This window comes from Microbacterium sp. MEC084, from assembly GCF_004514465.2.
In the GTDB taxonomy this organism is placed as follows: Bacteria; Actinomycetota; Actinomycetes; order Actinomycetales; family Microbacteriaceae; genus Microbacterium.
In genome coordinates, this window is sequence record NZ_MYFP02000001.1 from 316,818 (window position 1) to 338,240 (window position 21,423).

At 72.5% G+C, this 21,423-nt stretch carries 24 protein-coding genes and 1 other RNA gene; 19 read left to right on the forward strand and 6 right to left on the reverse strand.

What is annotated here, in order from left to right; all coding sequences use genetic code 11:
- The first annotated feature begins 34 nt into the window (after positions 1–34).
- The 18 genes from B5M43_RS15255 to B5M43_RS01615 all read left to right on the forward strand — a co-directional run bounded on the left by B5M43_RS15255 (position 35) and on the right by B5M43_RS01615 (position 13,727).
- Positions 35–427, forward strand: a complete 393-nt coding sequence (locus tag B5M43_RS15255) for a prepilin-type N-terminal cleavage/methylation domain-containing protein (RefSeq protein WP_134745022.1) — start codon at positions 35–37, stop codon at positions 425–427.
- 71 nt (positions 428–498) lie between these two features.
- Entirely contained in the window at positions 499–909 is a 411-nt protein-coding gene (locus tag B5M43_RS01535) for a hypothetical protein (RefSeq protein WP_134745003.1), read from the forward strand.
- An 8-nt stretch (positions 910–917) separates the two neighbouring features.
- Positions 918–1,439, forward strand: coding sequence for a prepilin-type N-terminal cleavage/methylation domain-containing protein (locus B5M43_RS01540; RefSeq protein ID WP_167626739.1), 522 nt, complete (start codon positions 918–920; stop codon positions 1,437–1,439).
- Complete coding sequence (locus B5M43_RS01545; protein WP_230667508.1) at positions 1,430–2,896, forward strand: hypothetical protein; 1,467 nt, start codon at positions 1,430–1,432, stop codon at positions 2,894–2,896. The genes B5M43_RS01540 and B5M43_RS01545 overlap by 10 nt, the downstream gene beginning before the upstream one ends.
- On the forward strand, positions 2,893–3,720 hold the full coding sequence (locus B5M43_RS01550) for an A24 family peptidase (RefSeq protein WP_230667510.1): 828 nt from the start codon (positions 2,893–2,895) through the stop codon (positions 3,718–3,720). Before B5M43_RS01545 ends, B5M43_RS01550 begins: the two co-directional genes overlap by 4 nt.
- Positions 3,721–3,763: 43 nt before the next feature.
- On the forward strand, positions 3,764–4,783 hold the full coding sequence (gene pilM, locus B5M43_RS01555) for a type IV pilus biogenesis protein PilM (RefSeq protein ID WP_134745005.1): 1,020 nt from the start codon (positions 3,764–3,766) through the stop codon (positions 4,781–4,783).
- A complete protein-coding gene (locus tag B5M43_RS01560; RefSeq protein ID WP_055989599.1) occupies positions 4,780–5,679 on the forward strand; it encodes a hypothetical protein in 900 nt (299 codons plus the stop codon). The genes pilM and B5M43_RS01560 overlap by 4 nt, the downstream gene beginning before the upstream one ends.
- Positions 5,676–6,374, forward strand: a complete 699-nt coding sequence (locus B5M43_RS01565; RefSeq protein WP_134745770.1) for a hypothetical protein — start codon at positions 5,676–5,678, stop codon at positions 6,372–6,374. The genes B5M43_RS01560 and B5M43_RS01565 overlap by 4 nt, the downstream gene beginning before the upstream one ends.
- 56 nt (positions 6,375–6,430) lie before the next feature.
- Positions 6,431–7,126 (forward strand): NYN domain-containing protein, encoded by a 696-nt coding sequence (locus tag B5M43_RS01570; RefSeq protein WP_167626775.1) that lies wholly within the window; start codon positions 6,431–6,433, stop codon positions 7,124–7,126.
- Positions 7,127–7,204: 78 nt separating this feature from the next.
- Positions 7,205–8,527: an HNH endonuclease signature motif containing protein gene (locus B5M43_RS01575; protein WP_167626774.1), complete on the forward strand. Its 1,323-nt coding sequence runs from the start codon at positions 7,205–7,207 to the stop codon at positions 8,525–8,527.
- Positions 8,528–8,583: 56 nt separating this feature from the next.
- Positions 8,584–9,411 carry an inositol monophosphatase family protein gene (locus tag B5M43_RS01580; protein ID WP_167626773.1) on the forward strand — a complete coding sequence of 276 codons (828 nt, stop codon included), beginning with the start codon at positions 8,584–8,586 and terminating at the stop codon, positions 9,409–9,411.
- Entirely contained in the window at positions 9,408–9,947 is a 540-nt protein-coding gene (locus B5M43_RS01585) for a hypothetical protein (RefSeq protein ID WP_134745767.1), read from the forward strand. Before B5M43_RS01580 ends, B5M43_RS01585 begins: the two co-directional genes overlap by 4 nt.
- Positions 9,948–10,106: 159 nt before the next feature.
- Positions 10,107–11,069 (forward strand): hypothetical protein, encoded by a 963-nt coding sequence (locus tag B5M43_RS01590; protein ID WP_134745766.1) that lies wholly within the window; start codon positions 10,107–10,109, stop codon positions 11,067–11,069.
- A complete protein-coding gene (locus B5M43_RS01595; protein ID WP_134745765.1) occupies positions 11,059–11,475 on the forward strand; it encodes a phage holin family protein in 417 nt (138 codons plus the stop codon). The genes B5M43_RS01590 and B5M43_RS01595 overlap by 11 nt, the downstream gene beginning before the upstream one ends.
- The gene (locus tag B5M43_RS01600; RefSeq protein WP_134745764.1) at positions 11,472–12,047 is read left to right on the forward strand and encodes a DUF3618 domain-containing protein; all 576 of its coding nucleotides are present in this window, start codon (positions 11,472–11,474) and stop codon (positions 12,045–12,047) included. The genes B5M43_RS01595 and B5M43_RS01600 overlap by 4 nt, the downstream gene beginning before the upstream one ends.
- Positions 12,048–12,117: 70 nt before the next feature.
- A complete protein-coding gene (locus B5M43_RS01605; RefSeq protein WP_205829483.1) occupies positions 12,118–13,182 on the forward strand; it encodes a YihY/virulence factor BrkB family protein in 1,065 nt (354 codons plus the stop codon).
- A gap of 53 nt (positions 13,183–13,235) precedes the next feature.
- Positions 13,236–13,415, forward strand: coding sequence for a hypothetical protein (locus B5M43_RS01610; RefSeq protein WP_055989628.1), 180 nt, complete (start codon positions 13,236–13,238; stop codon positions 13,413–13,415).
- 36 nt (positions 13,416–13,451) lie between these two features.
- A complete protein-coding gene (locus B5M43_RS01615; RefSeq protein WP_134745763.1) occupies positions 13,452–13,727 on the forward strand; it encodes a hypothetical protein in 276 nt (91 codons plus the stop codon).
- 23 nt (positions 13,728–13,750) lie between these two features.
- Here the strand turns inward: B5M43_RS01615 and B5M43_RS01620 are convergent, their stop codons facing one another.
- From B5M43_RS01620 to B5M43_RS01630, 3 genes are all read right to left on the reverse strand, one after another.
- Positions 13,751–14,047 carry a hypothetical protein gene (locus tag B5M43_RS01620; protein WP_134745762.1) on the reverse strand — a complete coding sequence of 99 codons (297 nt, stop codon included), beginning with the start codon at positions 14,045–14,047 and terminating at the stop codon, positions 13,751–13,753.
- A gap of 121 nt (positions 14,048–14,168) precedes the next feature.
- Positions 14,169–14,538: a transfer-messenger RNA gene (gene ssrA, locus B5M43_RS01625) on the reverse strand.
- 156 nt (positions 14,539–14,694) lie between these two features.
- Positions 14,695–15,924 carry a CDP-glycerol glycerophosphotransferase family protein gene (locus B5M43_RS01630; RefSeq protein WP_134745761.1) on the reverse strand — a complete coding sequence of 410 codons (1,230 nt, stop codon included), beginning with the start codon at positions 15,922–15,924 and terminating at the stop codon, positions 14,695–14,697.
- A gap of 52 nt (positions 15,925–15,976) precedes the next feature.
- On the opposite strand from B5M43_RS01630, the gene B5M43_RS01635 reads away from it, so the two are divergent.
- The gene (locus B5M43_RS01635; RefSeq protein ID WP_055989638.1) at positions 15,977–17,101 is read left to right on the forward strand and encodes a glycosyltransferase family 2 protein; all 1,125 of its coding nucleotides are present in this window, start codon (positions 15,977–15,979) and stop codon (positions 17,099–17,101) included.
- An 11-nt stretch (positions 17,102–17,112) separates the two neighbouring features.
- On the opposite strand, the gene B5M43_RS01640 is transcribed toward B5M43_RS01635, so the two are convergent.
- The 3 genes from B5M43_RS01640 to B5M43_RS01650 all read right to left on the reverse strand — a co-directional run bounded on the left by B5M43_RS01640 (position 17,113) and on the right by B5M43_RS01650 (position 21,411).
- Complete coding sequence (locus B5M43_RS01640) at positions 17,113–18,564, reverse strand: CDP-glycerol glycerophosphotransferase family protein (protein WP_134745760.1); 1,452 nt, start codon at positions 18,562–18,564, stop codon at positions 17,113–17,115.
- Positions 18,561–19,862, reverse strand: coding sequence for a CDP-glycerol glycerophosphotransferase family protein (locus tag B5M43_RS01645; protein ID WP_134745759.1), 1,302 nt, complete (start codon positions 19,860–19,862; stop codon positions 18,561–18,563). The genes B5M43_RS01640 and B5M43_RS01645 overlap by 4 nt, the downstream gene beginning before the upstream one ends.
- 70 nt (positions 19,863–19,932) lie before the next feature.
- Positions 19,933–21,411, reverse strand: coding sequence for a S1C family serine protease (locus B5M43_RS01650; protein ID WP_134745758.1), 1,479 nt, complete (start codon positions 21,409–21,411; stop codon positions 19,933–19,935).
- Between the last annotated feature and the right edge of the window lie 12 nt (positions 21,412–21,423).

Below are 21,423 nucleotides of genomic sequence, written 5' to 3' on the forward strand. Positions count from 1 at the left end.
CCTCCCCCAAAGAAAGAGAGTCCTCGTGAAGAACATGATCGACGCGCTCGTGCGTCGCCAGAACGAACTCAAGAAGCAGGATGACCGCGGCTTCTCGCTCATCGAGCTGCTCGTGGTCGTGCTGATCATCGGCGTCCTCGCCGCGATCGCCATCCCGGTGTACATCGGGGTCACCGACAGTGCCAAGAAGTCGGCCGTTGAAGGTGCTGCGGCAACGGCGAAGGCGCACTTTGCTTCGCTCGTGTTCGAGGTCGAGAGCGATGACGATCCGGCCACCACCTTCACGTCGGCCATCACCGAAGCGGCCGCAGCAGCGTCGGGCAACGGCATCACAGTCACCGGGGCCGGCGCGACCGCCGATGCCGTCACGTTCACTGCCGAGGGCGAGACGCTCTCGGACGGAACTCAGGCGACGGCGACGAGGTAGTACGACGAGGCGGTGGCTGGCGGCGATCAAGCGACTTCCTGCCACCGCCTCGCTTTCGCTGAGGGGTCGACATGGCTGAACGTGCGGATGATGGCTTCGGAGCCCTCGAGGCGCTCATCGCGATGTTGCTGCTCGCGGTCATCGCGGTCGCTTTCCTTCCGATGGTCGTGACGGGCCTCCGGTCCGCCGTGACGAACACGACGGCCACCACCGCGACACAGCTGGTCAACGAACAGCTGTCGCCGCTCTCCGCGAAGCCGCACTCGTGCACCGCCATGCAGACGTGGCTCGGCGCCTCGGTCCCCGCGGTCACCGACCCCCGGGGTCAGACCATCTCCATCCAGCGCAGCGGACCCGCGAGCCTGAGCTGCAGCACACCGCCGACGACGGTCACCGTCACGGTGACCGCGACCGGCACCGACCCCTGGTCCGGCGACGCCCGCACATGGGCGACCGCCACCACCATCGTCCTGATCGACTAGAGGACCCCATGACCCGCCCGACACGCGACGACCGCGGCTTCACGCTCGTGGAGCTGCTGGTCTACGTCGTGCTGCTCGCGGGCATCCTGACGCTCGGCGCCGGTCTGGTCATGAGCGTGACCCAGGGCTCACTGCGGGTCACGAGCTCGGCCGACGCCTCCCGCGACGGCCAGACCATCGCCCGCACGATCACCACGTCGGTGCGCAACGCATCGCACGTGAGCGCCGACGGCGACTTCGTCGTCGCCCGCCTCGAGGACGGCGCGGGCGACGCATGCCACGCGTGGTACGCCTATGGCGGCTCCGTCTACGCGCGCATCTCCGACGCGGCGATCGCCCAGCCCGCCGGCGCGCCCGGGTCGACCTGGATGCGCGTCGGCACCGGGCTGGTCTCCACCTCGGGCGTGTTCACCGCGGCTTCGGGCGGCGTCAAGGTGACGTTCCAGGTCGACACCCGCACCTCCCCGACGCTCATCGAGACCGTCGCGGTCCCGCGCCTGCTGGGCACCGGAGGCAACCCATGCGCCTGATCTCCCTCGCCAGGGCGAGCCGCGACGACCGGGGCTCCGCGCTCGCCGCCGTGGTCGGCATCGTGCTGCTCACGGTCGTGGTCGCCCTCACGGTCGCCACCACGACCGTGCAGTCGCTCGAGCGCACCGACGACACGCGCGACACCGTGTCCGCGGAGTTCGCGGCCGAGGCCGGCGTCGCGGTCGCGCAGGCCGCGATCGAGGGCGCCGCGTGCGGCGGCGGCACCTTCGCGAGCTCGTCCGCCGCGCCGTTCCATCGCACGATCGTGCAGCACGTCGTGGGCGGCGTCATGACGAACGGATGCCCGACGGCCGACGAGGAGTACCGGATCGTCGCGACCGGCTACGACAGCGCCGCCTCCTATGCGGCCGACGACGGCAGGAGCGTCGAGGCGAGATACGAGGCCGTGCCGCAGCCCTTCGCGCCGACCGGCCCGGCGATGTACTCGCACGGCGGCATGAGCTTCGGCAACAACGGCGACATCCAGCCCCTCACGGGCGACGACATGAGCATCATGATGCACGACGGCGACCTGGTCTGCGCGAACTCCATCTCGGGCAACACCGACGTCATCGTCAAGAGCGGCAACCTGACGGCCGGCAACGGATGCGAGATCGGCGGCGACACGTGGGTGTTGTCCGGCTCGGCGACCCTGGCCAACGGCGCGAGCATCGCCGGCAAGCTCGTCGCGAGCCACCTGGTCATCGAGAACAACCACTCGGGCACGCTCGGTCCGCTGTACGCCGACGACACCACCGGCAGCGCCCCGGGCCAGCTCGCCGATCACGGTCCCGTGCAGTCGAAGAGCGCCGCCGGCGCCATGCCGAGAGTCCCCGGCTGGGTGGACTTCGAGTTCGAGGCGGCCGACTGGCCCGGCTACACGGTCGTGACGCTCTCGGGCTGCAACCGCACGGCCGCGAAGAGCGCGCTCGACTCCCTGGCCGGCGCGCCGGGCGTGCTGAACGCGCTCCACTGCATCGAGCTGGATCTCACCGGCCTCGGGCAGACGACGGTCCAGACCCTCACGGCGAACGTCGCTATCTTCGCCCCGAGCTTCAAGCTCTCGCAGACCAAGTTCGCCGGGCAGACCGGGAACGAGCGCCTGTGGCTGGTCACTCCCGACTACATCGACAACGGGGTGCCGAGCTGCGGCGAGGCCGACGGAACGGGCATCATCGTGCCCGACGACACGTCGCTCGCGAACTCGTCGGAGTTCACCAACCTCGCGGTCATGCTCTACACGCCGTGCAGCATCTCGTTCGGCAACTCGCTCGTGATCCACGGGCAGGTGTACGCGAACTCCATCCACGTCAAGCAGCACCTGACCTACCGCTACGCCCCGACGGGCCTCCCGGGCACCAACCTCACGGAGGGAACCGACACGCCGCCGATCGAGCTCGCGCTGAGCTCGTACCGGAACACGTCCACGACCGCCAAGAGCCTGGGGGCGCCGTGATCGCCGTCGTCGCCACAGGAGTCGGCCTGTTCGGCCTCGCGATCGGATCCTTCCTGAACGTGGTCGCGCACCGCGTGCCGCTGGGGCAGTCGGTCGTCTCGCCGCGCAGCGCGTGCCCGGCGTGCGGGCACGACATCCGCGCGTACGACAACGTGCCCGTGCTGTCGTGGCTCATCCTGCGCGGGCGGTGCCGCGACTGCGCCGCCCCGATCTCGGCGCGCTACCCGATCGTCGAGGCTGTCACGGCCGCGCTGTTCGTCATCGTCGCCGCCGCCTTCGCGCCCTCGATCGCCGCGGCGACCACCGCGGCCGGGGCGTGGGCCGCGTCGCTCGTCCTCGTCGCGCACCTGGCGCTCGCCGGCTTCGGCGTCGCGCTCGCGGCGATCGACCTCGACACGCAGCGCCTCCCCGACGCGCTGGTGCTGCCCCTGCTCGGCACGGGCGCCGCGCTCTTCACCGCGGCCGCGGCTCTGACGGGCGCGTGGGGCGACCTGCTCCGGGCCGGCATCGGCGCCGCCGCGCTCGGCCTCGTGTACTTCGCGATCTTCCTGATCTCGCCGCGAGCGATGGGCTTCGGCGACGTCAAGCTCGCGCTGCCGCTCGGGATGTTCCTCGCCTGGCACGGGTGGGGCGCGCTCGTCGTGGGCGCGATCGCCGCCTTCGCGCTGGGCGCCGCGGTGGGCGGCGCGCTCATCCTGGCCCGGCGCGTCGACCGGCGCGGCGGCATCCCCTTCGGGCCCTGGATGATCGCGGGCGCCTGGCTCGGCATCCTCGCGGGCGAGGTCCTCGCCCGCGCCTATCTGCAGCTGTTCGGACTCGCGTGATGAAGGGCGGATCCATGTACTCCACTCCGACGGGAGCCCTCGCATGGGCAGGGTGATCGGGCTCGACTTCGACAGCACCTCGGTCCGCGGCGCCGAGCTCTCGGGCGTGGGCACCGCGTCGCCGCGCGTCGAGCGGTTCGGCGAGGTTGGGCTGCCGCCCGGAGCCGTCCACCACGGCGAGGTCGTGGAGCCGAACACCGTCGCGGATGCGCTGCGGCGCCTGTGGGAGAGCGCGCGGTTCAGCACGCGCGCCGTCGCGCTCGGCATCGGCAGCCACCGCGTGATCGCCCGGCCCCTCACGGTCGACGACGGCAAGCCCGAGCAGGTGCGGCTCGCGCTGCCGATGCATGCAGACGGGCTGCTCCCCTTCCCCTCGTCCGAGGCGCTGATCGACTTCTACCCGATCGAGCGCGATCCCGCGCATCCCGGCAAGGTGCGCGGGCTCCTCGTCGCCGCCGCGCGCGACGCGGTCGACGACAACGTCAGCGCCGTGCGGCGCGCCAAGCTCCGGCCCGAAGCCGTCGATCTGGTGCCCTTCGCGCTGGCGCGCACCCTGCTGCGCGGCGACCACGCCGACGGCACGGTCGGCCTCGTCGAGGCGACCGGCTCGACGACCAACGTGCTGATCGCGTCCGACGGCGTGCCGCAGTTCCTCCGGATCATCCCGAGCGGCCTCGACGAGGTCGCGACCCAGCTGGCGGCCCTCCTGGGCCTGGAGGACGCCGAGGCGCAGGCGGCCGTCGTGACCGCCGACCTCGCGAGCGAGCCGTACCTGATCGACGCGCTGCGCGACGCCGCCCAGCCGCTCGTGAACGCGGTCGGGAACACGGTCGACTACTACCTCGGCACGAGCGAGGCCGGCGAGCTGCGCCACATCCTGCTGACCGGTCACGGGATGCACTCGCAGCTGCTCGGCGAGCAGCTCCAGGCCCGCACGCGCAAGCGCGTGCTTCCCGCCGATCCGCTCGACCAGGTGCGCCTGGCGCGCCGCGTCGACCGCGCCGCGATCGCCGCGAGCTCCTCGGCGGTCGCGATCGGGCTGGCGATGGGGGTGGCGTCGTGAGCGCCGACGAGGAGGTCGGCGGTCGCCGGGCCCGCCGCAGCACGTTCGGCGACGGCGCGCCCGCCTCGGACGACGCGTTCGCGGTGCTCCTGGCGGGAGAGCAGACCGACGCGGCGCCCGGCGGCAAGGTGAAGAAGAAGGTCGGGAAGGCCGCCAAGGCTCCGAAGCCCGTGGCGAAGGCCAAGCGCCCCCGCCCCGCGCGGCGCCCCGCGAACGCGCTCGACGTCGGCGGCGTCCCCCGCGTCGATCTGCTGCCGACCGAGCTGCGCAATGCCCGCGCCTGGCGGGTCGCGCGCGGGCGCGCGCTCATCATCGTGCTCCTCGCGGCGATACTCGTGCTCGCGGGCGTCGGCACGGCGCTGTGGCACGCGGCCACGACCGACCTGGCTCGCGACGCCGCGGCGGCGCGGACCGTCGAGCTGACCGACCGGCAGGGCCGCTTCGGTGACGTCAGCGCGCTGCTGTCCCGCATCACGCGGTCCGAGGAGGCGCTCGCGACCGCATCCGCGGACGAGGTGGACTGGCCGCGCCTGCTCGACGATCTCGGTCGCGCGCTGCCGGCGGGCTCCCGGGTCACGACGGTCGCGGTCGACTCGACCACGCCCCTCACGGAGATCGCGCAGCCCGCGGATCCGCTCCGCGGCGCCCGGATCGGCACGCTCACCTTCACGGCCTTCACGCCCACGATCCCCGACACAGCCGCCTGGGTGCGCGCGCTCAACGAGGTCGAGGGATTCGAGAACGCCACGCCGCGGGCGGCGGTCGCCGAGGCGCCCGACGCGCTCGGCACCGGGGTGCTGGGCTACACGATCGAGATCGCGGTCGACCTGACCGACCGCCGGCTCGTGACGCCGCCCGAGGCGGAGGCCCCGGCGGAGGAGGAGGACGCATCGTGAACCGGATCGGCGCGACCTATCTGCTGGCGACCGTGCTCGCGATCGGACTGCTCGGCGTCGGCTTCGTGTGGGGCGTCAAGCCGTCGCTCGACGCCGCCGCGGCGGCCACGACCGAGCGCATCCAGATCGAGTCGCAGAACCAGCTGTTCGAGATGCGCATCGCGCAGCTCTCCGAAGCGCGCGACGGACTCGCCGCGCACGAGGATCGCCTTGCCGAGCTGCAGCGCGCCGTCCCCGCCGACGGCGATTACGACGACTGGCTCGCGGAGCTCGACCGCCTCGCCGCGGCGACCGGGGTCTCCATCACGCAGGTGACCGTGGCCGACTCCCAGCCGCTCGCGACCGAGGCGCCGCCCGCGGCTCCCCCGGCCTCCGACGGCGCGAACCCCGACGGTGCGGCAGCGCCTGCCGCTCAGCCCGAGGCCGCGCCGTCCGCCGGGGCCCCGGCTGCGGGTGCCGCGGACCCGACCGCGGCACCCGCAGCCGAATCCGGAGCGCTGCTCGCCATCCCGGTGCAGATCGGCGTGAACGGCCCCGCCGCCGGCGTGCGCGGATTCATCCGGGAGCTTCAGGGCGCCGAGCGCCTGACGCTCGCCTCGCGGTTCGCGTTCTCGTCGAGCGACGAGCAGCCCGACGTCCTCGCCGGCACCACGGGCGCGCTGATCGACGGCCTCATCTGGGTGCTTCCCGAGTGACGCCGGCGGGTGCGGCGCTCCCGGCTCGGGGGTCGCGCCGCGAGAAGTCCATCGCCGTGCTGTTCGACGCCGAGAACATCGCCCCGGCGTGGGTCGGACCCGTGCTGGGCGAGGTGGCGCGCCACGGCATCGCGTCGATCAAACGCGCGTACGGGGATTGGACCCGCCCCGACCTCCGGCACTCGAAGGAGGCCGCGAGCGAGCATGTGGTTCAGCCCATCCAGCAGTTCCAGAACAGCGTCGGGAAGAACGCGAGTGACAGCGCCCTGATCATCGACGCGATGGACATCCTCTACTCGGGCCGGATCGACGCCTTCGCGATCGCGTCGAGTGACGGCGACTTCACCCGACTGGCGGCGCGCATTCGGGAGGACGGCATCCCGGTGCTCGGATACGGCGAGCGCAAGACGCCGAGCGCGTTCCGCAACGCGTGCGACCAGTTCACCTACTTCGATCTGCTCGAGGGCGCCACCCCGGCACGGGAGCGCGACGGCGCGACGAAGACGTCGTCACCAGGCGGCGATGCGAAGCTCGTCGCGCTGCTGCGCGCGGCGGTCCTGGCCACTGCTGACGAACAGGGCTGGGCGAATCTCTCCCCGGTCGGACAGCACGTCCGCAAGAACGCGCCGGACTTCGATTCCCGCAACTGGGGGTTCGCGCGCCTGAGCGAACTCGTCAAGGCGACGGAGCGCTTCCACATAAAGACGCGCGGCACGACGATCGTGGTGGCCGACAAGGCCCTCGTCCCCTAGGTTTCCGAGCTGATCCACTTCTCCACACCCCCGCGAACATTCGAACGGATGTCCGAGGCGGGTGCGAGAATAGGGGGCATGCCGAGGTTCGAGGATGCCGACGAGGTCAGCTGGGGGTTCACCCCGGCGGAGCGGTCGCGCACGCGTGCCTCGATCGAGGAGCTGAAGCGGATCCGCGCCGAGCGCGCCCGGCTCGACGCGCGCGAGGCCGCGCTCCTCGCCGACGTGACCGGGATCGCGCTGGAGCAGGTCGCACGCGACCCGAACGGGAGCGACCACGCGTTCCCCCTCCGCTCGATGACCGCCGAGCTCGCTCTGGCCCTCAAGGAGTCGCCGCGCGCGATGCAGTCCCGGATGGATCGCGCGCACGAGCTCGTCTCGAAGTTCCCCGCAACGCATGAAGCATTGTCGGACGGGCGGATCACCGAGCGGCACGCTCGCGAGATCGTCGCCGCCGGTGCGGACATCCCGGAGCCCGAGGCGCGCGAGGCCTATGAACGCGAGGTCGTCCCGCTCGCCGCCACGAGGACGCCGCACGGGATCAAGAGCCTCGCCAGGCAGATCGCCGAGCGCCACCACCCGACGACGCTCGCGGAGCGCCACGAGCGCGCGCGGGCCGATCGGCGCACGTGGGTCGAGGACCTGCCCGACGGCCAGGCCATGCTCGGCATCATCGGACCGGCCGTCGCCATCCATGCCGCGCACGACCGCCTCACCTCCTGCGGCGAGGAGGTGAAGCGCGACCGCCGCGCGGTCGTGCGCGATCTCGACGGCGTCGAGCCCGCGCCCGAGGACCCCGCCTACGCCAAGTACACGGACGATCGGCACCTCGGCCAGCTGCGCGCCGACATCGCGCTCGACCTGCTGCTGTGCGGCCTGCCCACGGGCCACGAGCTGGAGCAGGCGATCACCGCGACGGTCGAGGTGGTCATCCCCGTGACGACGCTCGCGGGCCTCGACGACGGGCCCGCCCTCCTCGCCGGCTACGGCCCGATCGACCCCGACACCGCCCGTCGCCTCGCGGGAACCGCCGTCGGGTGGGAGCGGGTGTTCCTGCACCCCGACACCGGCGCCCTGCTCACGGTCGACCATCACCATCCGACCGCCGCGCAGCGTCGATACCTGCTCGCCAGGGACCGGACGTGCCGGGTCCCGGGATGCACCGTCAAGGCGAAGCACGCCGACATCGACCACACCATCCCGTGGTCGCGCGGCGGCCCGACCGCGGTGACGAACATGGCCGCGGTCTGCGAGCAGCACCACATGATGAAGCACTTCTCCCCCTGGCGCTTCGAGCAGCTCTCGCGCGGCCGCATGCGGATGCGCAGCCCGGCGGGATACGACTACGTCCACGCGGCGGAGACGATCTACTACCTGCCGCGCACACCCGCTCCCTTCTGATCCAGGCGCGGCGGCGCCTCAGCGGGCTCGACACCGCCCGCAGGTATCCTGTTCCGGTGACTCCCCCCGCGTCCGGCTCCCCCCTGTCGTTCGGCGATCTCGACGCGGACCTGCAGCTCGCGCTGTGCCTGGCCGACGCGGCCGATGCGCAGACCCTGCCGCGCTTCGACGCGGCCGACCTCGACGTGTCGCGCAAGGCCGACCGCACCCACGTGACCGACGCCGATCTGGCCGCCGAGCGCGCGGTGCGCGAGCTCCTCGCCCAGCAGCGCCCGGACGATGGGGTGTTCGGCGAGGAGTACGGCGCCGACGAGGAGCGCGCCCGCCGCTGGATCATCGACCCGATCGACGGCACGGCGAACTTCCTCCGTGGCGTACCCGTCTGGGGCACCATGATTGGCCTCCAGATCGACGGCGTGGTCCGCCTCGGCGTCGTGAGCTCGCCGGCGCTCGGCCGCCGGTGGTGGGGCGCGATCGGGCTCGGCGCGTGGACCAGCGTCGACGGCGGCGAGCCGCGCGCCATCCGGGTGTCGGACGTCGCCACGCTCGATGACGCGAGCGTCAGCTTCCAGAGCATCGGCCAGTGGGATGACGCCGGCCACCTCGACGCGCTCGTCGCGCTCACTCGGCGCGTCTGGCGCGACCGCGCCTACGGCGACGTGTGGTCGTACATGCTCCTCGCCGAGGGCCGCCTGGAGATGGTCGGCGAGTTCGACGTGAAGGAGTACGACCTCGCGGCCGCGGCCGCCATCGTGACCGCGGCGGGCGGCCGATTCTCCTCGTTCGAGGGCGAGCCGACGATCGCGTCCGGCTCGGCGGTCGCGACCAACGGCGTGCTGCACGACGCGATCCTCGACGTCCTGCACGGCACGGGGACGTCATGACCCCCGGGCGCCGCGCGGCGGCCGTCCTGCTCGCCGTCACGGCGACGCTGGGCCTCGCCTCGTGCGCGCCGGAGCCGGGCGCGGCACCCGCCGATCCCTCGTCGCCCACCGCGGGGGCGAGCGCTCCCCCGGTCGATCCGAACGCGGAGCCCACGTGCGAGACGATCCTGTCGGAGTCCCTCATCGCGGAGTTCAAGGGCTACGGCCTCGAGGCGATCGAGGAGCCGTTCAGCTTCGGCGATCCCGCCACCACGTCGATCGAGGGCGGCGTGATGTGCACGTGGGGCGCACCGGATGTCGCGACCGACCACGGCGTGCAGATCTTCGGATGGGCCCCGCTCGACGCGGCCGGCGCGGAGAAGTGGCAGGCCTTCCTCACCGAGCAGGGCTGGACGCGCAGCGATGAGGGCGGGCTGGCGGTCTACACCGAGCCGTTCGCGCCGGTTCCCGAGGACGCCATGGCGTACGCGTTCGGCGACGGCTTCGTGAAGGTCGCCGCGCCGAAGCAGAACCTCGCCGTCATCACCTGGCCCTGACCTTCTTCCGCCGATTCCGCGCCTGACTGCGCCACTGGATGGCGCTCCGCGCGTTCTCATGCCACGGCCGCGCCTTCGCGTCAAGAGGTAGGTGCCGCCCGCGATTTGCGCGTTACATCGAAGTCCCACGTCCGCAAGCGGTAAGGGAGAGGAAGACCGATGTCGCAGAACTATGGAGCGGTGCCCCCGTCGACCACGACAGGCACAGGATCCACGTCAGGCACGACCGAGACGGCGAAGCAGGAGGCTTCGGAGGTCGCCGGCACGGCCAAGGCCGAGGCCGGGCACGTCCTCGACACCGCCAAGCAGGAGGCGTCGACGGTCGCCCGCGAGGCGAAGACGCAGGCGAAGCAGGTGTACGCCCAGACCAAGCGCGAGCTGAGCGACCAGGCGGCCACGCAGCAGCAGCGGGTGGCCGACGGCCTCCGCTCGATCGGCGACGAGTTGCAGTCGCTCGCGCGCAACTCGGAGAACGGCGGCGTCGCGACCGACCTCGTGCGCCAGGCGTCCACGAAGCTGACCGACGTCTCGTCGTGGCTGTCCGCCCGCGACCCCGGCAGCCTGCTCGACGAGGTGAAGACCTTCGCGCGGCGCAAGCCGGGCCTCTTCATCGGCGGCGCACTGGTCGCCGGCGTGCTGGCGGGTCGCCTCGCACGCGCACTCGGCGAGTCCGCGGCCGACGAGCGCGGCGCCACCGCCGGCACCTCGGGCACGGTCCCGCCGCCCGCGCCGGTGACCGGCACGGGCGTCGGCGCGAGCACGGGCTACGGTGCGGGCGGCTACTCGCCCGGCACGGCTGTCGGCACGGGCGTCCGCGGCGGGGTGGGCGCCGGGGCGGTCGGCACGGGGGCCGGGACCGCTGGCTCGAGCACCGCCGGCACAGGCACCGGAACCGGCGAATGGGCGAGCGGCGAGGGCGACGACCCCGCGACCGCGCACACCGTCGACCCCGCGTTCGGCTCGGGCGTCTCGGACATCCGTCCGACGCCCCAGGGCGGCCAGCCGGTGACGTCCACGGGCGCGGCGGGCGAGTCCACGCCGCTGTACGACGACTCGCACGCTGCGAACCCGGCCGCCGAGCCGGGCTTCGAGGGACTCGGGGAGCCGCACGATGGCCGATGAGACGACGCCCTCGGAGCAGAAGGCCGCGAACACGTCGCTCGGCGACCTGCTGGGCGAGGTGACGCAGGATCTCTCGCTGCTGATGCGGCAGGAGATCGCGCTGGCCAAGGCCGAGCTGAAGGAGTCCACGTCGCGGGCGGCCAAGGGCGGAGGGATGATCGGCGGCGCCGGCTACGCGGCGTCGATGGCGATCTTCTTCCTGTCCGTCGCCCTGTGGTGGGGACTCGGTCAGCTCATCGGGCTCGGCTGGTCCGCCGTGCTCGTCGCGGTCATCTGGGCCGTGATCGCCGCGGCGCTGTTCCTGACGGGCCGCAATCAGATCAAGGAAGTGAAGGGGGCTCCGCGCACCGTGGAGTCGCTCGGGAAGATCCCCGACGCACTGAAGAGGAATGAGGAGAACCGATGACCGATTCGCCTGAGGCGATCCGCGCCGACATCGAGCGCACTCGCCGTGAACTCAGCCGCGACGCCGACGCTCTGGTCGACAAGGTCACGCCCTCGAAGGTCGTGCACCGCCAGACCGACAAGATCAAGGGCGCGTTCGGCTCGCTCCGCACCCGCGTCATGGGCGCCGCCGACGACGCCGGCTCGGCGCTGCACGATCGCGGCTCGTCCGTCGCGGGCGGCGTCTCCGACGTGACCCACCGCGTGGCCGCCAAGGCCGAGGGCAACCCTCTCGCCGTGGGCCTCATGGCGTTCGCCGCCGGGCTCGTGGTGTCCTCGCTCATCCCCGCCTCCGCCAAGGAGAAGGAGCTGGCCGAGGGCGTCAAGGAGCAGGCCCAGCCGCTCGTCGACGAGGCCAAGCAAGTCGCGCAGCAGGTCGGTCAGGACCTGAAGGAGCCCGTGAAGGAGGCCGCCACGGCGGTCAAGGACACCGCCTCGGACGCCGCATCGCACGTGCAGTCCGACGCGCAGGATGCCGCCGTCACCGTGCGCGAGCGCGCAGACGAGGCACGGTCGAACGTCAGCGGCAGCTGACCTCCGACCACCCGCACGACACGGGGGCGGCGGCACGGGCCGCCGTCCCCACCCCTGGAAAGGCACCATCATGAGCCGCACGACGTCCGCGCCGGTCGACGACCAGAAGCACTCCCCCGATCCGGATCATCCGGACAAGCCCGACTCCCTCGGCGAGATCGAGAAGCCGTCATGGAAGTACGCGCTGAAGAAGACGGTGGCGGAGTTCGGAGACGACGAGTGCCGCGACCTCGCCGCCGCCCTCACGTTCTACACCGTGCTGTCGCTGTTCCCCGGCCTGATCGCGGTGTTCTCCCTGCTCGGCGTGGTCGGGCAGGACGGCGAGGCCGCGAACGCCGTGCTCGGCATCGTGCGCGAGGTCGCGCCGGACGCGGCCGAGGGCCTTCGCGGCCCGCTCGAGGAGGTCGCGAGCTCCTCCAGCGCCGGCATCGCGCTGATCGCCGGTGTCGCCGTCGCGATCTGGTCGGCGTCGGCCTACGTCGGCGCGTTCAGCCGCGCCATGAACCGCATCTGGGAGATCGACGAGGGCCGCCCGTTCTGGAAGCGCAAGCCCGCGCAGCTCGCATTCACGCTGCTCACGATCGTGCTGGCCGTGATCGGGATCGGCCTCCTGATCATCTCGGGTCCCGTCGCCCGCACCGTCGGCGAGGCGCTGGGCATCGGCGAGACCGGCCAGCTGATCTGGCAGATCGCGAAGTGGCCGCTGCTCGTGGGCGTCGTGATCTTCTTCGTGGCCGCCCTCTACTACTTCACTCCGAACACCGAGCAGCCGAAGTTCCGCTGGGTGAGCGCGGGCGCGGTCATCGCGATCGTCACGCTCGCGCTGGCGTCGCTGGGCTTCGGCATCTACGTCGCGAACTTCTCGAGCTACGACCGGACCTACGGGTCGCTCGCCGGAGTCGTGATCTTCCTGCTGTGGGTGTGGATCGCGAACATGGCGCTACTGTTCGGCGCCGAGTTCGATGCGGAGCTGGAGCGCACCCGTGAGCTGCAGGCCGGCATCGAGGCGGAGGAGCGCATCCAGCTGCCGCCACGCGACACGACGCAGATCGAGAAGGCCGCCGAGAAGGAGGAGAAGGACCTCGCCGAGGCCCGCCGCATCCGGGAGTCCGCGCGCGAGCCCGATGACGAGTGACGCGTGTATCTGTGGCGCGTCTCGCGCATCCTTCAGTGCGGGAGGTACGGGAGATGTACGACGTGGACACGGACGGCAGCCACTACTGGTTCGAGTACGCCGTGAAGCGCTCCGGCTCACCCGGCAACGCGGTCGGCCCGCTCTCCCGCCACGAGGCGGAGCGCCTGGCCGCCGAGACCGGCGGAGTGCTGCTCCGGCGCCGCATCAGCCAGAGCCTGTGGGCGACCGCCTGACGGGTCGCCGGCGCGGCCCTCGATAAAATCGAGGACGTGCTGATCGGCGTCATCCGTCCCACCGAGACCCGCGAGCTGAGCGCCGAGGGCGCAACGCTGGACGACGTGCACCGGGCCCTCGAGGCGCAGGTGCCGGAGGGATGGCAGCTCACCCACGCGAAGGTGTCGATGCCCAAGGGATCGAGCGCGCTCACCGCCACCGGCCGCATGGCCCGCTGGGGCGAGACGCGCGAGATCCGGGCCGAGGACATGGCCGCGCTCGAGGCGCAGGTGCCGGAGGGCTGGTCGCTGCTGTCCGTGCGGCGCGACTGACGGCTCGAGAGCGGATCGCCCGGCTAGGTCGTCACGAGGCGCTCGCCGAGCTGGATGCCGCTGAGCCCCAGGGCCTCCTCGGCGAGCTCCTCGAGCAGGCCCGGGTCGAGCTGCGGCGACTCGGCGGACTCGAACACGAAGCGGAGCGGGATGCCGGGCCCCACCCAGATCGTGCTGCGACCGCTGCCGTCGCAGTGCGGCCAGGACACGCAGAAGCTCTCGTGGCGACGGAGCTTGGCCAGCATCACCACCTTGAGATGCGCCAGCGTGCGATCGTCCAGGTCGACTGGAGGGAGGTCGCCATACAGGAGGATGCCCACGCGAGATACCGTAATTTCGAGAGCGCTCCCACCGCCAGAGGGACGACGAGTGTTACGCGCCGCGACGCAGAAGGCCCCGCGATCCAGAGGATCGCGGGGCCTTCGAGCGGTGCGACGACGGTCGTGGAGCTGGGGGGAATCGAACCCCCGTCCAGCGCTGAGTCTCTGGGGATTCTCCGGGCGCAGTCTGTGAGAGCGTTCTGCTCGGCCCCGACCTTTGTCACAGACACCTAAGTCGACGGGCCCAGTCGAGAAAGAGTCCCGCGTGACGTCCCGACACCGTCACGCAGCGAGATCCCTAGATGACGCCAGAATCCGTGTCGGGATCACCCACGGTCTGACGGACTATCGGGCTCGCTTAGGCAGCGAGGGCGAAGTCAGTGCGCTTTGCATTGGCACTTATTGTTTTGCAGGGAGCGTTTGCGAGATAACCCTGCATCCTCGGCCCGCTTCTCGCAGATTCGCAAGCACTGTCGAAACCGATCAGCCCCGTGAATTCCTTCTCGCGAAGGAGCCGTTGTCGCACGCTGTGGAATTGCCATCCCGGTCCGGAGACCGGGCGATCTCGGTGACGAGCACCGAGCATCACAGACTACAACGGATCGGAGCGCGACGCCATTCCCGGCGAGTCGGCCGCGCCGCGCGGGTCACCGGCCGGCCCGCGCGCTCCAGTCGTCCCACTTCGCCATGAGCTGCTCGATCGCGGCGTGGAAGCGCGCGGTCGCGGCGCCGGGCGTCGTGTCGCCGAAGTAGTGCGTAACCCAGTGGCGCAGGCGCTCGGCCGCCTCGGGGTCGTGGCGCACGCGCTCGACCTCCTCGACGATTCTCGGCGCGTCCTCGGCGCGGAGCCATTCGCACGCAGACAGGTAGCCGCCCTCGTCCACCTCGGCGGCCGGATCGGCCGGGCGCGTGATGAGCAGCGGCTTCCCGGCCGCGAGGCGGTCGTAGACCATGGCGGAGACGTCGGCGATCGCGACATCCGCGGCGGCCAGCTGCCAGCCGAGATCCGGGCCGTCGTCGTACACGTGATGCGCCTCCGGATCCGCCGCGTTCGCCGCCTCGATCGCCTGGATGATCCGCTGGTTCGCCTCCCCGAACTCGGGATCCACCACGCCGCTGCGCGGGTGAGGGCGATAGATCACCCGATGGCGCCCGGTCGCGAGCAGCGCCTGCACGAGCGCCTCGCCGTGGGTCCGGATCGAGCCGTAGTGCGCGGCCGGACGGTCGCCCTCCCACGTGGGCGCGTAGAGCACGACGGTGCGCTGGTCCGGCGTGTAGGGAAGCTCACCCGAGTAGTGGTCGGCCTGCGGCCGGCCGATCTCGATCGTGCGGCGGTCGAGATCGAAGTCCCACAGCGTGCGGCTCAGGCGCTCGCGCGCGGCCTGCCCGGCGATCAGGGCGTAGTCGTAGGCCTTGTACTGGTTGGTGGTCATGTACATCTTGTCGGACTCGCCGTGGTTGATGAACACGTGCCAGCGCTCGCCGTACCGGAACATCTGGAAGTTGCGCGTGTTCTGGTTCACATACAGGACGATCCGGATGTCCTGCGCGTCGAGGAACCGCTCGATGTCCCGCACGGTCGGCACGAACGCGACGGGGAGCGCGTCATCCTTCAGCAGGGCCGCGGCGCCGGTGGCGCTGCGCGCCATCACGACCACCGGGTGCGTGTGGGCGAGCTCGGCGAGCGGGCGGTACCACTGCCGCATCTGGTACATGTTCACGTCGCCGTCGGCGAAGTACACCGCGATGCGGAAGGTGCCCGGCGTGTGCGGGGGGCGGGCGGCCAGCGCGGCCCTGATGGCGTGCTTCGCGCGGCGTGAGGCGAGGGCCTTCCGAAGGAGTCCGACCGCCGTCTTCACATCCCGCGCCACGCCCATCCGACCAGCCTAACCAGCGGTCTCACGGGCACCTGCGTGGGATGATCGACGAATGCGTAACGATCCCGCCGAGCGGCTCCGCGCGTCTCGGCAGGAGGCGCCGCGACGCGACGCGCCGGCGGTCCCGCCCGGCTCGGGCGTGTCCTTCGTGATGCCCGTGCTGAACGAGCGGCGCTATCTCCGGCGCGCGGTCGAGACGGTGCTGGAGCAGCGGGTCGACGGCCCGGTCGAGGTCGTCCTCGCGCTCGGCCCCTCGAGCGACGGCACCACCGAGCTCGCGCGCGAGCTGGCGGCCGAGGACGGCCGCATCGTGCTCGTCGAGAACCCGGCCGCCGACATTCCGGTGGGGCTCAACGCCGCGATCCGCGCCAGCTCCCACCCGACCATCGTGCGGGTGGACGCCCACTCGGAACTCGCGCCCGGCTACACGGCGCGGGCGCTTGCGACGCTCGAGCGCACGCGCGCCGGGAACGTCGGCGGCGTGATGCGCGCCGACGGGCGCACGCCGTTCCAGCGCGCCGTGGCGCGCGCGTACAACTCGCGGATCGGGCTGGGAGGCGGCGCCTACCACGGCGGGGCTCCGGAGGGCGAGGCCGAGTCGGCCTACCTGGGCGTGATGCGCCGCGCCGTCCTCGAGCAGGTCGGGCTCTTCGACGAGTCGATCCGCCGCGGCGAGGACTGGGAGCTCAACCTGCGCATCCGCTCGGCCGGCTACCGCGTCTGGTTCGATCCGGCGCTGTCCGTCACGTACTGGCCGCGCGAGAGCTGGATCCGGCTGGCGCGGCAGTTCGTGGCGACCGGCACCTGGCGCGGCGAGCTCGTGCGCCGCTACGGTCTGCGCAACTCGCTGCGCTTCTTCGCGCCGCCCGTGCTCGTGCTCGCGGTGCTGCTCTCCGTCGTGGTGGGCGTGCTGCAGATCACGGGAGTCGTCTCGGGCGTCTGGGCGGCGATCGCGTCGCTCGTGCACGTGCCGGTGGCGGCGTACATCCTGCTCGTCCTGGTCGTCGCGGCCGGCCGCGGCGGCGGATCGGGCCTGCGCGACAAGCTCTGGACCCTCGCGGTGCTGCCGACGATGCACCTGGCGTGGGGGGCCGGGTTCCTCGTCGGCCTCACGCGCGGCGCGCACGACACGGTCGACACCTCCCGGCTCGACGGCCGCAACACCCCGCTCCCGTAGCCGGCCGCGGGTCAGCGGTCGAGGAGGCCCTGATCGAGGATGCGGGCCACGACCCGCTCCGACGCCCGGCCGTCGTCGCGCGCATTGAACCGGGCGGTCCAGGCCGCGTATCGGTCCGCGTGCTCGGCCGGGTCCGCGGCGAGCGCGGCGACCAGCTCGTCCTGCGTGCGCACCAGCGGTCCCGGAGCGCGGGCGGCGAGGTCGAAGTAGAAGCCGCGAAGCTCGCCGCGGTAGTGCTCCATGTCGGGCACGAGGAAGTACATGGGCTTGCCCGTGACCCCGAAGTCGAACATGACGGAGGAGTAATCCGTGATCAGCGCGTCGGCCGCGAGCAGCAGCGGCGCGGCATCCGGATACCCGGTCACGTCGATCACGCGCGCGCCCGCGACGTCATGTCCCGGGAGCAGAGTGCGGGAGTGCCCGCGCACGAGGACGACCGCGCCGGTCTCGGCGGCGAGCGCCTCGGGGTCGAGGAAGTCAACGATCTCCTGACGGTCGTCGCGCCAGGTGGGGGCGTACAGCAGCACCCGCTCCCCCGGCGCGATGCCCAGCTCCCTGCGGATCGCCGCGGGGTCGCCGTTCACGAGCGCGTCGTTGCGCGGGTAGCCCTCCACCCAGATGGGACGAGCGAAGAACGCATACGCCTTGCGCAGGATGCGCGCCGCGTAGGGGTTCTGCGCGAGCAGCACGTCCCAGCGCAGCGACTCCTTGACGACGGCGCCCGCGCGCCGGGGGTCGAAGCCCGGCCGGTGCAGGGCGAGCCGCTTGAGGGGCGTTCCGTGCCACGTCTGCAGCACCTTCTGCCCGCGTCGGCGCACGTACCGGCGCCGCAGCCAGTCGTTGACGACGAGCAGCCGTGCGGCGCTGCGGGCGCGCCACCACTCGGGGCTGCCCTCGACGACAGCGACGGCTCCCTCGGGCACGCGCACCGACAGGTCGACGACGCTCCAGTACCGGATGACGCCGGGAGCCACCCGGGCCAGCTCCCGGTCGATCGCGAACGGGTTGCAGCCCGCGCCGCGCCCGTAGAAGCTCTCGAAGAACACGGCGTTCTCGAGCGGCGTCGCGCGGTCGACGTAGCGCCGCTCGAGCGCGCCCTGCGCATCGGGATCGTCGTAGACCGGGTCGACCGGCGGGCCGACGACGAGCGCGGCGCCGCGCAGCTCGGCCCGGAGGCCCGCACGCGACGATCCGCCGAGCACCCGCATCGGCAGCTGCGCGTCGATCTCGACCCCCTCGATGCCCACGCGGTACTCGCCAGTGGGCAGCGGGAGCTCGGGTCCGCCCCAGCGCGACGCGCGCAGCGGGAACCGCACGGTCCAGGTCTTCCCGCCCCCGGTGATCCGGCCGTCGACGTGCGCGCGCGGGCCGGTGAGCGTGGCGGACGCAGGTCGCGCGCCCGCCCCCTGGATCACGAGCTGCGGATCGCCCGGCTCGAAGCGGGCCGTGATCTGCGAGGTCATCGAGTGGCCTTCCGTACTCGGTCGTTCGGGCCGGTGGATCGGCCGGCGGGTCGCGGGACGTCCGGCGCCAGGCCCGCGCGCGCGACGATCGCCGCGTAGACGCGCTCCGCGCTGCGGCCGTCGTGGAACGCGTGGACGCGCTCGCTCAGCGCGCGCGAACGCGCGGTGCGCTCCGCCGCGACGGCGGGATCCCCGAGGAGCGCGTCGAGCTGCGGCAGCAGCTCCGCCCACGTGGTGGCGGCGTCATCGCCCGCCACGTCGCGATACGCGCCGTAGAACCCGCGGCGTCGCGCGTAGGCCGCCACGTCCGGCGCGAGGAACAGCACCGGGAGCGGGACCAGCGCGGCGTCGTACACGAGCGACGAGTAGTCGGTGACGAGCGCGTCGAGGCCCGGGAGCGCCGGTGTGACGTCGTTGAGCAGCTCGGCGCCGAGCGAGCGCACCCGCGACACCCCCGCGGGCGGCGCGTAGTCCCCCGCGCCCAGCCGGTGGGAGCGGACCAGCAGCACCGCGTCGTGGCGCGCGAGCGCCTCGTCGATCGCCTTCCAGTCGGCGGCCCCCGGGACCGCGGGATCCGGCTCGCCGTCGCGCCACGTGGGCGCGTACATCACGAGCCGCTCTCCCGGAAGGTCGGGGACGAGCCTCCGGATCAGCGTCCGCGCGCTCTCGCGCCGTTCCTCGGCCGTGCCTCGCGAGAGGACGTCCGTGCGCGGCTCTCCGGTCACGACGATGCGCTCGGCGGGCAGGCCGAACGCCGACTCCAGCCGCCCGCGCACCAGGTGCGAGGCCGCGGGGAGCAGGTCGATGCGACGGGCCGCCGCGCGGTACATCAGGCCCAGCGCGCGGCTCACCGCCGCCGCGCCGATGCGGATGGGGCTGCGCAGCGTCTCGGGCGCGTCCAGGCCGATCCGCTTGAGCGGGATCCCGTGCCAGAGCTGCGCGACGAAGCCGCTCCCGATCGCATAGGGGTTGACGTCGCCGAAACCGTACGCCACGACGATCACGCCGGCGCGGGCCGTGGCCCAGAACCCCGCGAGCGACGACTTGCGCAGCGTGGGGATGCCCAGCGCCGCCGCGTCGCGCGCCTCCCGCGGGTCGTCGGTCAGCCAGACCGCGTCCCGTCCGTGCTCGGCCGCGACCTGCCAGAGCGCGAGCGCCCCGTCGCCGATCCCCGCGCCGCAGCCGAAGACCCAGCGTTCGGTGCGCGGGGTCACCAGCGTGACCAGCCGCCCGAGCGCATACAGCGGCAGCCGGGCGATCTTCCGCGCGTTTCCCGCACCGAAGGAGAAGGAGGCCACCCCGCGAGCCTATGACATGCCCGTCCGGGCCTGCCGTGGCTCGCGGGGCGGCCGATCACTCGATCGCCGGCTACTCCCCCAGCGATCCGAGGGTGACGTCGATCGTGTGCGACTCCCCTTCCCGCACGTACGTCAGCGTCGCCTGGCTGCCGCCCGCGGCGGCGCGCACCTGCGCGGTGAGGTCCACGGCGGATCCGATGCGCACGCCGTTGAACTCGGTGACGATGTCGCCCGCCCGCAGGCCGGCCTGCTCCGCGGCGCCGCCCGGAGTGACCTCCTCGATCAGCGCGCCCGCCGTGGTCGCGTCCCGCGCGGCGCTCGCCGGCGTGACGCTGGCCCCGAGCAGGCCGTGCGTGGCCTTGCCCTCGGCGATCAGCTCGTCCGTGACCCGCTGCACCACGTTCGACGGGATCGCGAACCCGACCCCGATGGATCCGGACTCGCCGCTCGAGCCGCTCGCCGTGGCGATCGCGACGTTCACGCCGATCAGCCGGCCCTGGGAGTCGACCAGCGCACCGCCCGAGTTGCCCGGGTTGATCGCGGCGTCGGTCTGGATCACCGCGATGGAGATGGACTCGCGCGCCTGGCCGGGGTACTCCTGTCCCGGGATGTCGAAGAACCAGGGGCTCTCCTGCTCCTGCTCCGGCGTCTCCTCGGCCTCGTCGCCCTGCTCGGGCGTCGCCGCCGACGCGATCTCGATGCTGCGGTTCAGCGCGCTGACGATGCCGGTCGTGACGGTGTTCGACAGCCCGAGCGGGGCCCCGACCGCGACGGTCATGTCGCCGACGTTGAGCTTCGCGGAGTCCGCGAACTCGATCGGCGTGAGCCCCTGGGCGTCCGCGAGCTTGATGACCGCGAGATCGTAGGTCGGGTCGGTGCCGACGATCTCGGCCTCGTAGATCCGGCCGTCCGACGCCGTCACCCGGATCTGCGCGTCTCCGGTCGCCCCGCCGAGCGTGACCACGTGCGTGTTCGTGACGACGTAGCCGTCCTCGCTCAGCACCACCCCGGATCCGGATCCGGATTCGGATCCGCCGGCCACCTCGATCGTCACGACGCTGGGCAGCACCTCGGTCGCGACGGCTGTGGCCTCGTTGACGGAGCCCGGATTGTTCACCGTGATGTTCGAGGGGCCCGACGCGGCGCCGGGGGCGCCGTCGGATCCCCACAGCGCGTCGCCCGCGTAGCTGCCGCCGAGACCGGCCGCCCCGCCGACGAGCGCGGCGGCGACCAGCAGGGCGGCGACCCGGCCGGCGCCGGGCTTCGCGCGCTCCTGCCGATCCTGACCGGCGCCCCCGTGGAGGTCCTTCGGCAGCGGCTGGGTGGGCTGGGTGAGCTGGGGGTGCGCGGCCTGGCCGAACGCGTGACCGTGAGGCGCAGGCGCGGAATACCGCGCCGGCGGGACGGTGCCGTAGGCCGGCGAGGGGTGGGGCGCCGGGGGCCGCGGCGGGATGTGCAGTCCGTCCGGGGCGCGGTAGTCGCCCGGCCCGGCCTGCGGGGCACCGCCCGAGGTCGGCTCGGGCGTCTCGTCGGAACGCTGGGTGTCCATGCCTGCTCCTTT

What these genes read in the sequence shown, in the direction of transcription:
- B5M43_RS01595 (WP_134745765.1), top strand. Translation starts at nt 11,059, where the DNA reads ATGGCCGATGAGACGACGCCCTCGGAGCAGAAGGCCGCGAACACGTCG.
- B5M43_RS01605 (WP_205829483.1), top strand. Translation starts at nt 12,118, where the DNA reads ATGAGCCGCACGACGTCCGCGCCGGTCGACGACCAGAAGCACTCCCCC.
- B5M43_RS01640 (WP_134745760.1), bottom strand. Translation starts at nt 18,564, where the DNA reads ATGACCTCGCAGATCACGGCCCGCTTCGAGCCGGGCGATCCGCAGCTC.
- B5M43_RS01540 (WP_167626739.1), top strand. Translation starts at nt 918, where the DNA reads ATGACCCGCCCGACACGCGACGACCGCGGCTTCACGCTCGTGGAGCTG.
- pilM (WP_134745005.1), top strand. Translation starts at nt 3,764, where the DNA reads ATGGGCAGGGTGATCGGGCTCGACTTCGACAGCACCTCGGTCCGCGGC.
- B5M43_RS01650 (WP_134745758.1), bottom strand. Translation starts at nt 21,411, where the DNA reads ATGGACACCCAGCGTTCCGACGAGACGCCCGAGCCGACCTCGGGCGGT.
- B5M43_RS01575 (WP_167626774.1), top strand. Translation starts at nt 7,205, where the DNA reads ATGCCGAGGTTCGAGGATGCCGACGAGGTCAGCTGGGGGTTCACCCCG.
- B5M43_RS01630 (WP_134745761.1), bottom strand. Translation starts at nt 15,924, where the DNA reads ATGGGCGTGGCGCGGGATGTGAAGACGGCGGTCGGACTCCTTCGGAAG.
- B5M43_RS01545 (WP_230667508.1), top strand. Translation starts at nt 1,430, where the DNA reads ATGCGCCTGATCTCCCTCGCCAGGGCGAGCCGCGACGACCGGGGCTCC.
- B5M43_RS01585 (WP_134745767.1), top strand. Translation starts at nt 9,408, where the DNA reads ATGACCCCCGGGCGCCGCGCGGCGGCCGTCCTGCTCGCCGTCACGGCG.
- B5M43_RS01535 (WP_134745003.1), top strand. Translation starts at nt 499, where the DNA reads ATGGCTGAACGTGCGGATGATGGCTTCGGAGCCCTCGAGGCGCTCATC.
- B5M43_RS01635 (WP_055989638.1), top strand. Translation starts at nt 15,977, where the DNA reads ATGCGTAACGATCCCGCCGAGCGGCTCCGCGCGTCTCGGCAGGAGGCG.
- B5M43_RS15255 (WP_134745022.1), top strand. Translation starts at nt 35, where the DNA reads ATGATCGACGCGCTCGTGCGTCGCCAGAACGAACTCAAGAAGCAGGAT.
- B5M43_RS01610 (WP_055989628.1), top strand. Translation starts at nt 13,236, where the DNA reads ATGTACGACGTGGACACGGACGGCAGCCACTACTGGTTCGAGTACGCC.
- B5M43_RS01590 (WP_134745766.1), top strand. Translation starts at nt 10,107, where the DNA reads ATGTCGCAGAACTATGGAGCGGTGCCCCCGTCGACCACGACAGGCACA.
- B5M43_RS01600 (WP_134745764.1), top strand. Translation starts at nt 11,472, where the DNA reads ATGACCGATTCGCCTGAGGCGATCCGCGCCGACATCGAGCGCACTCGC.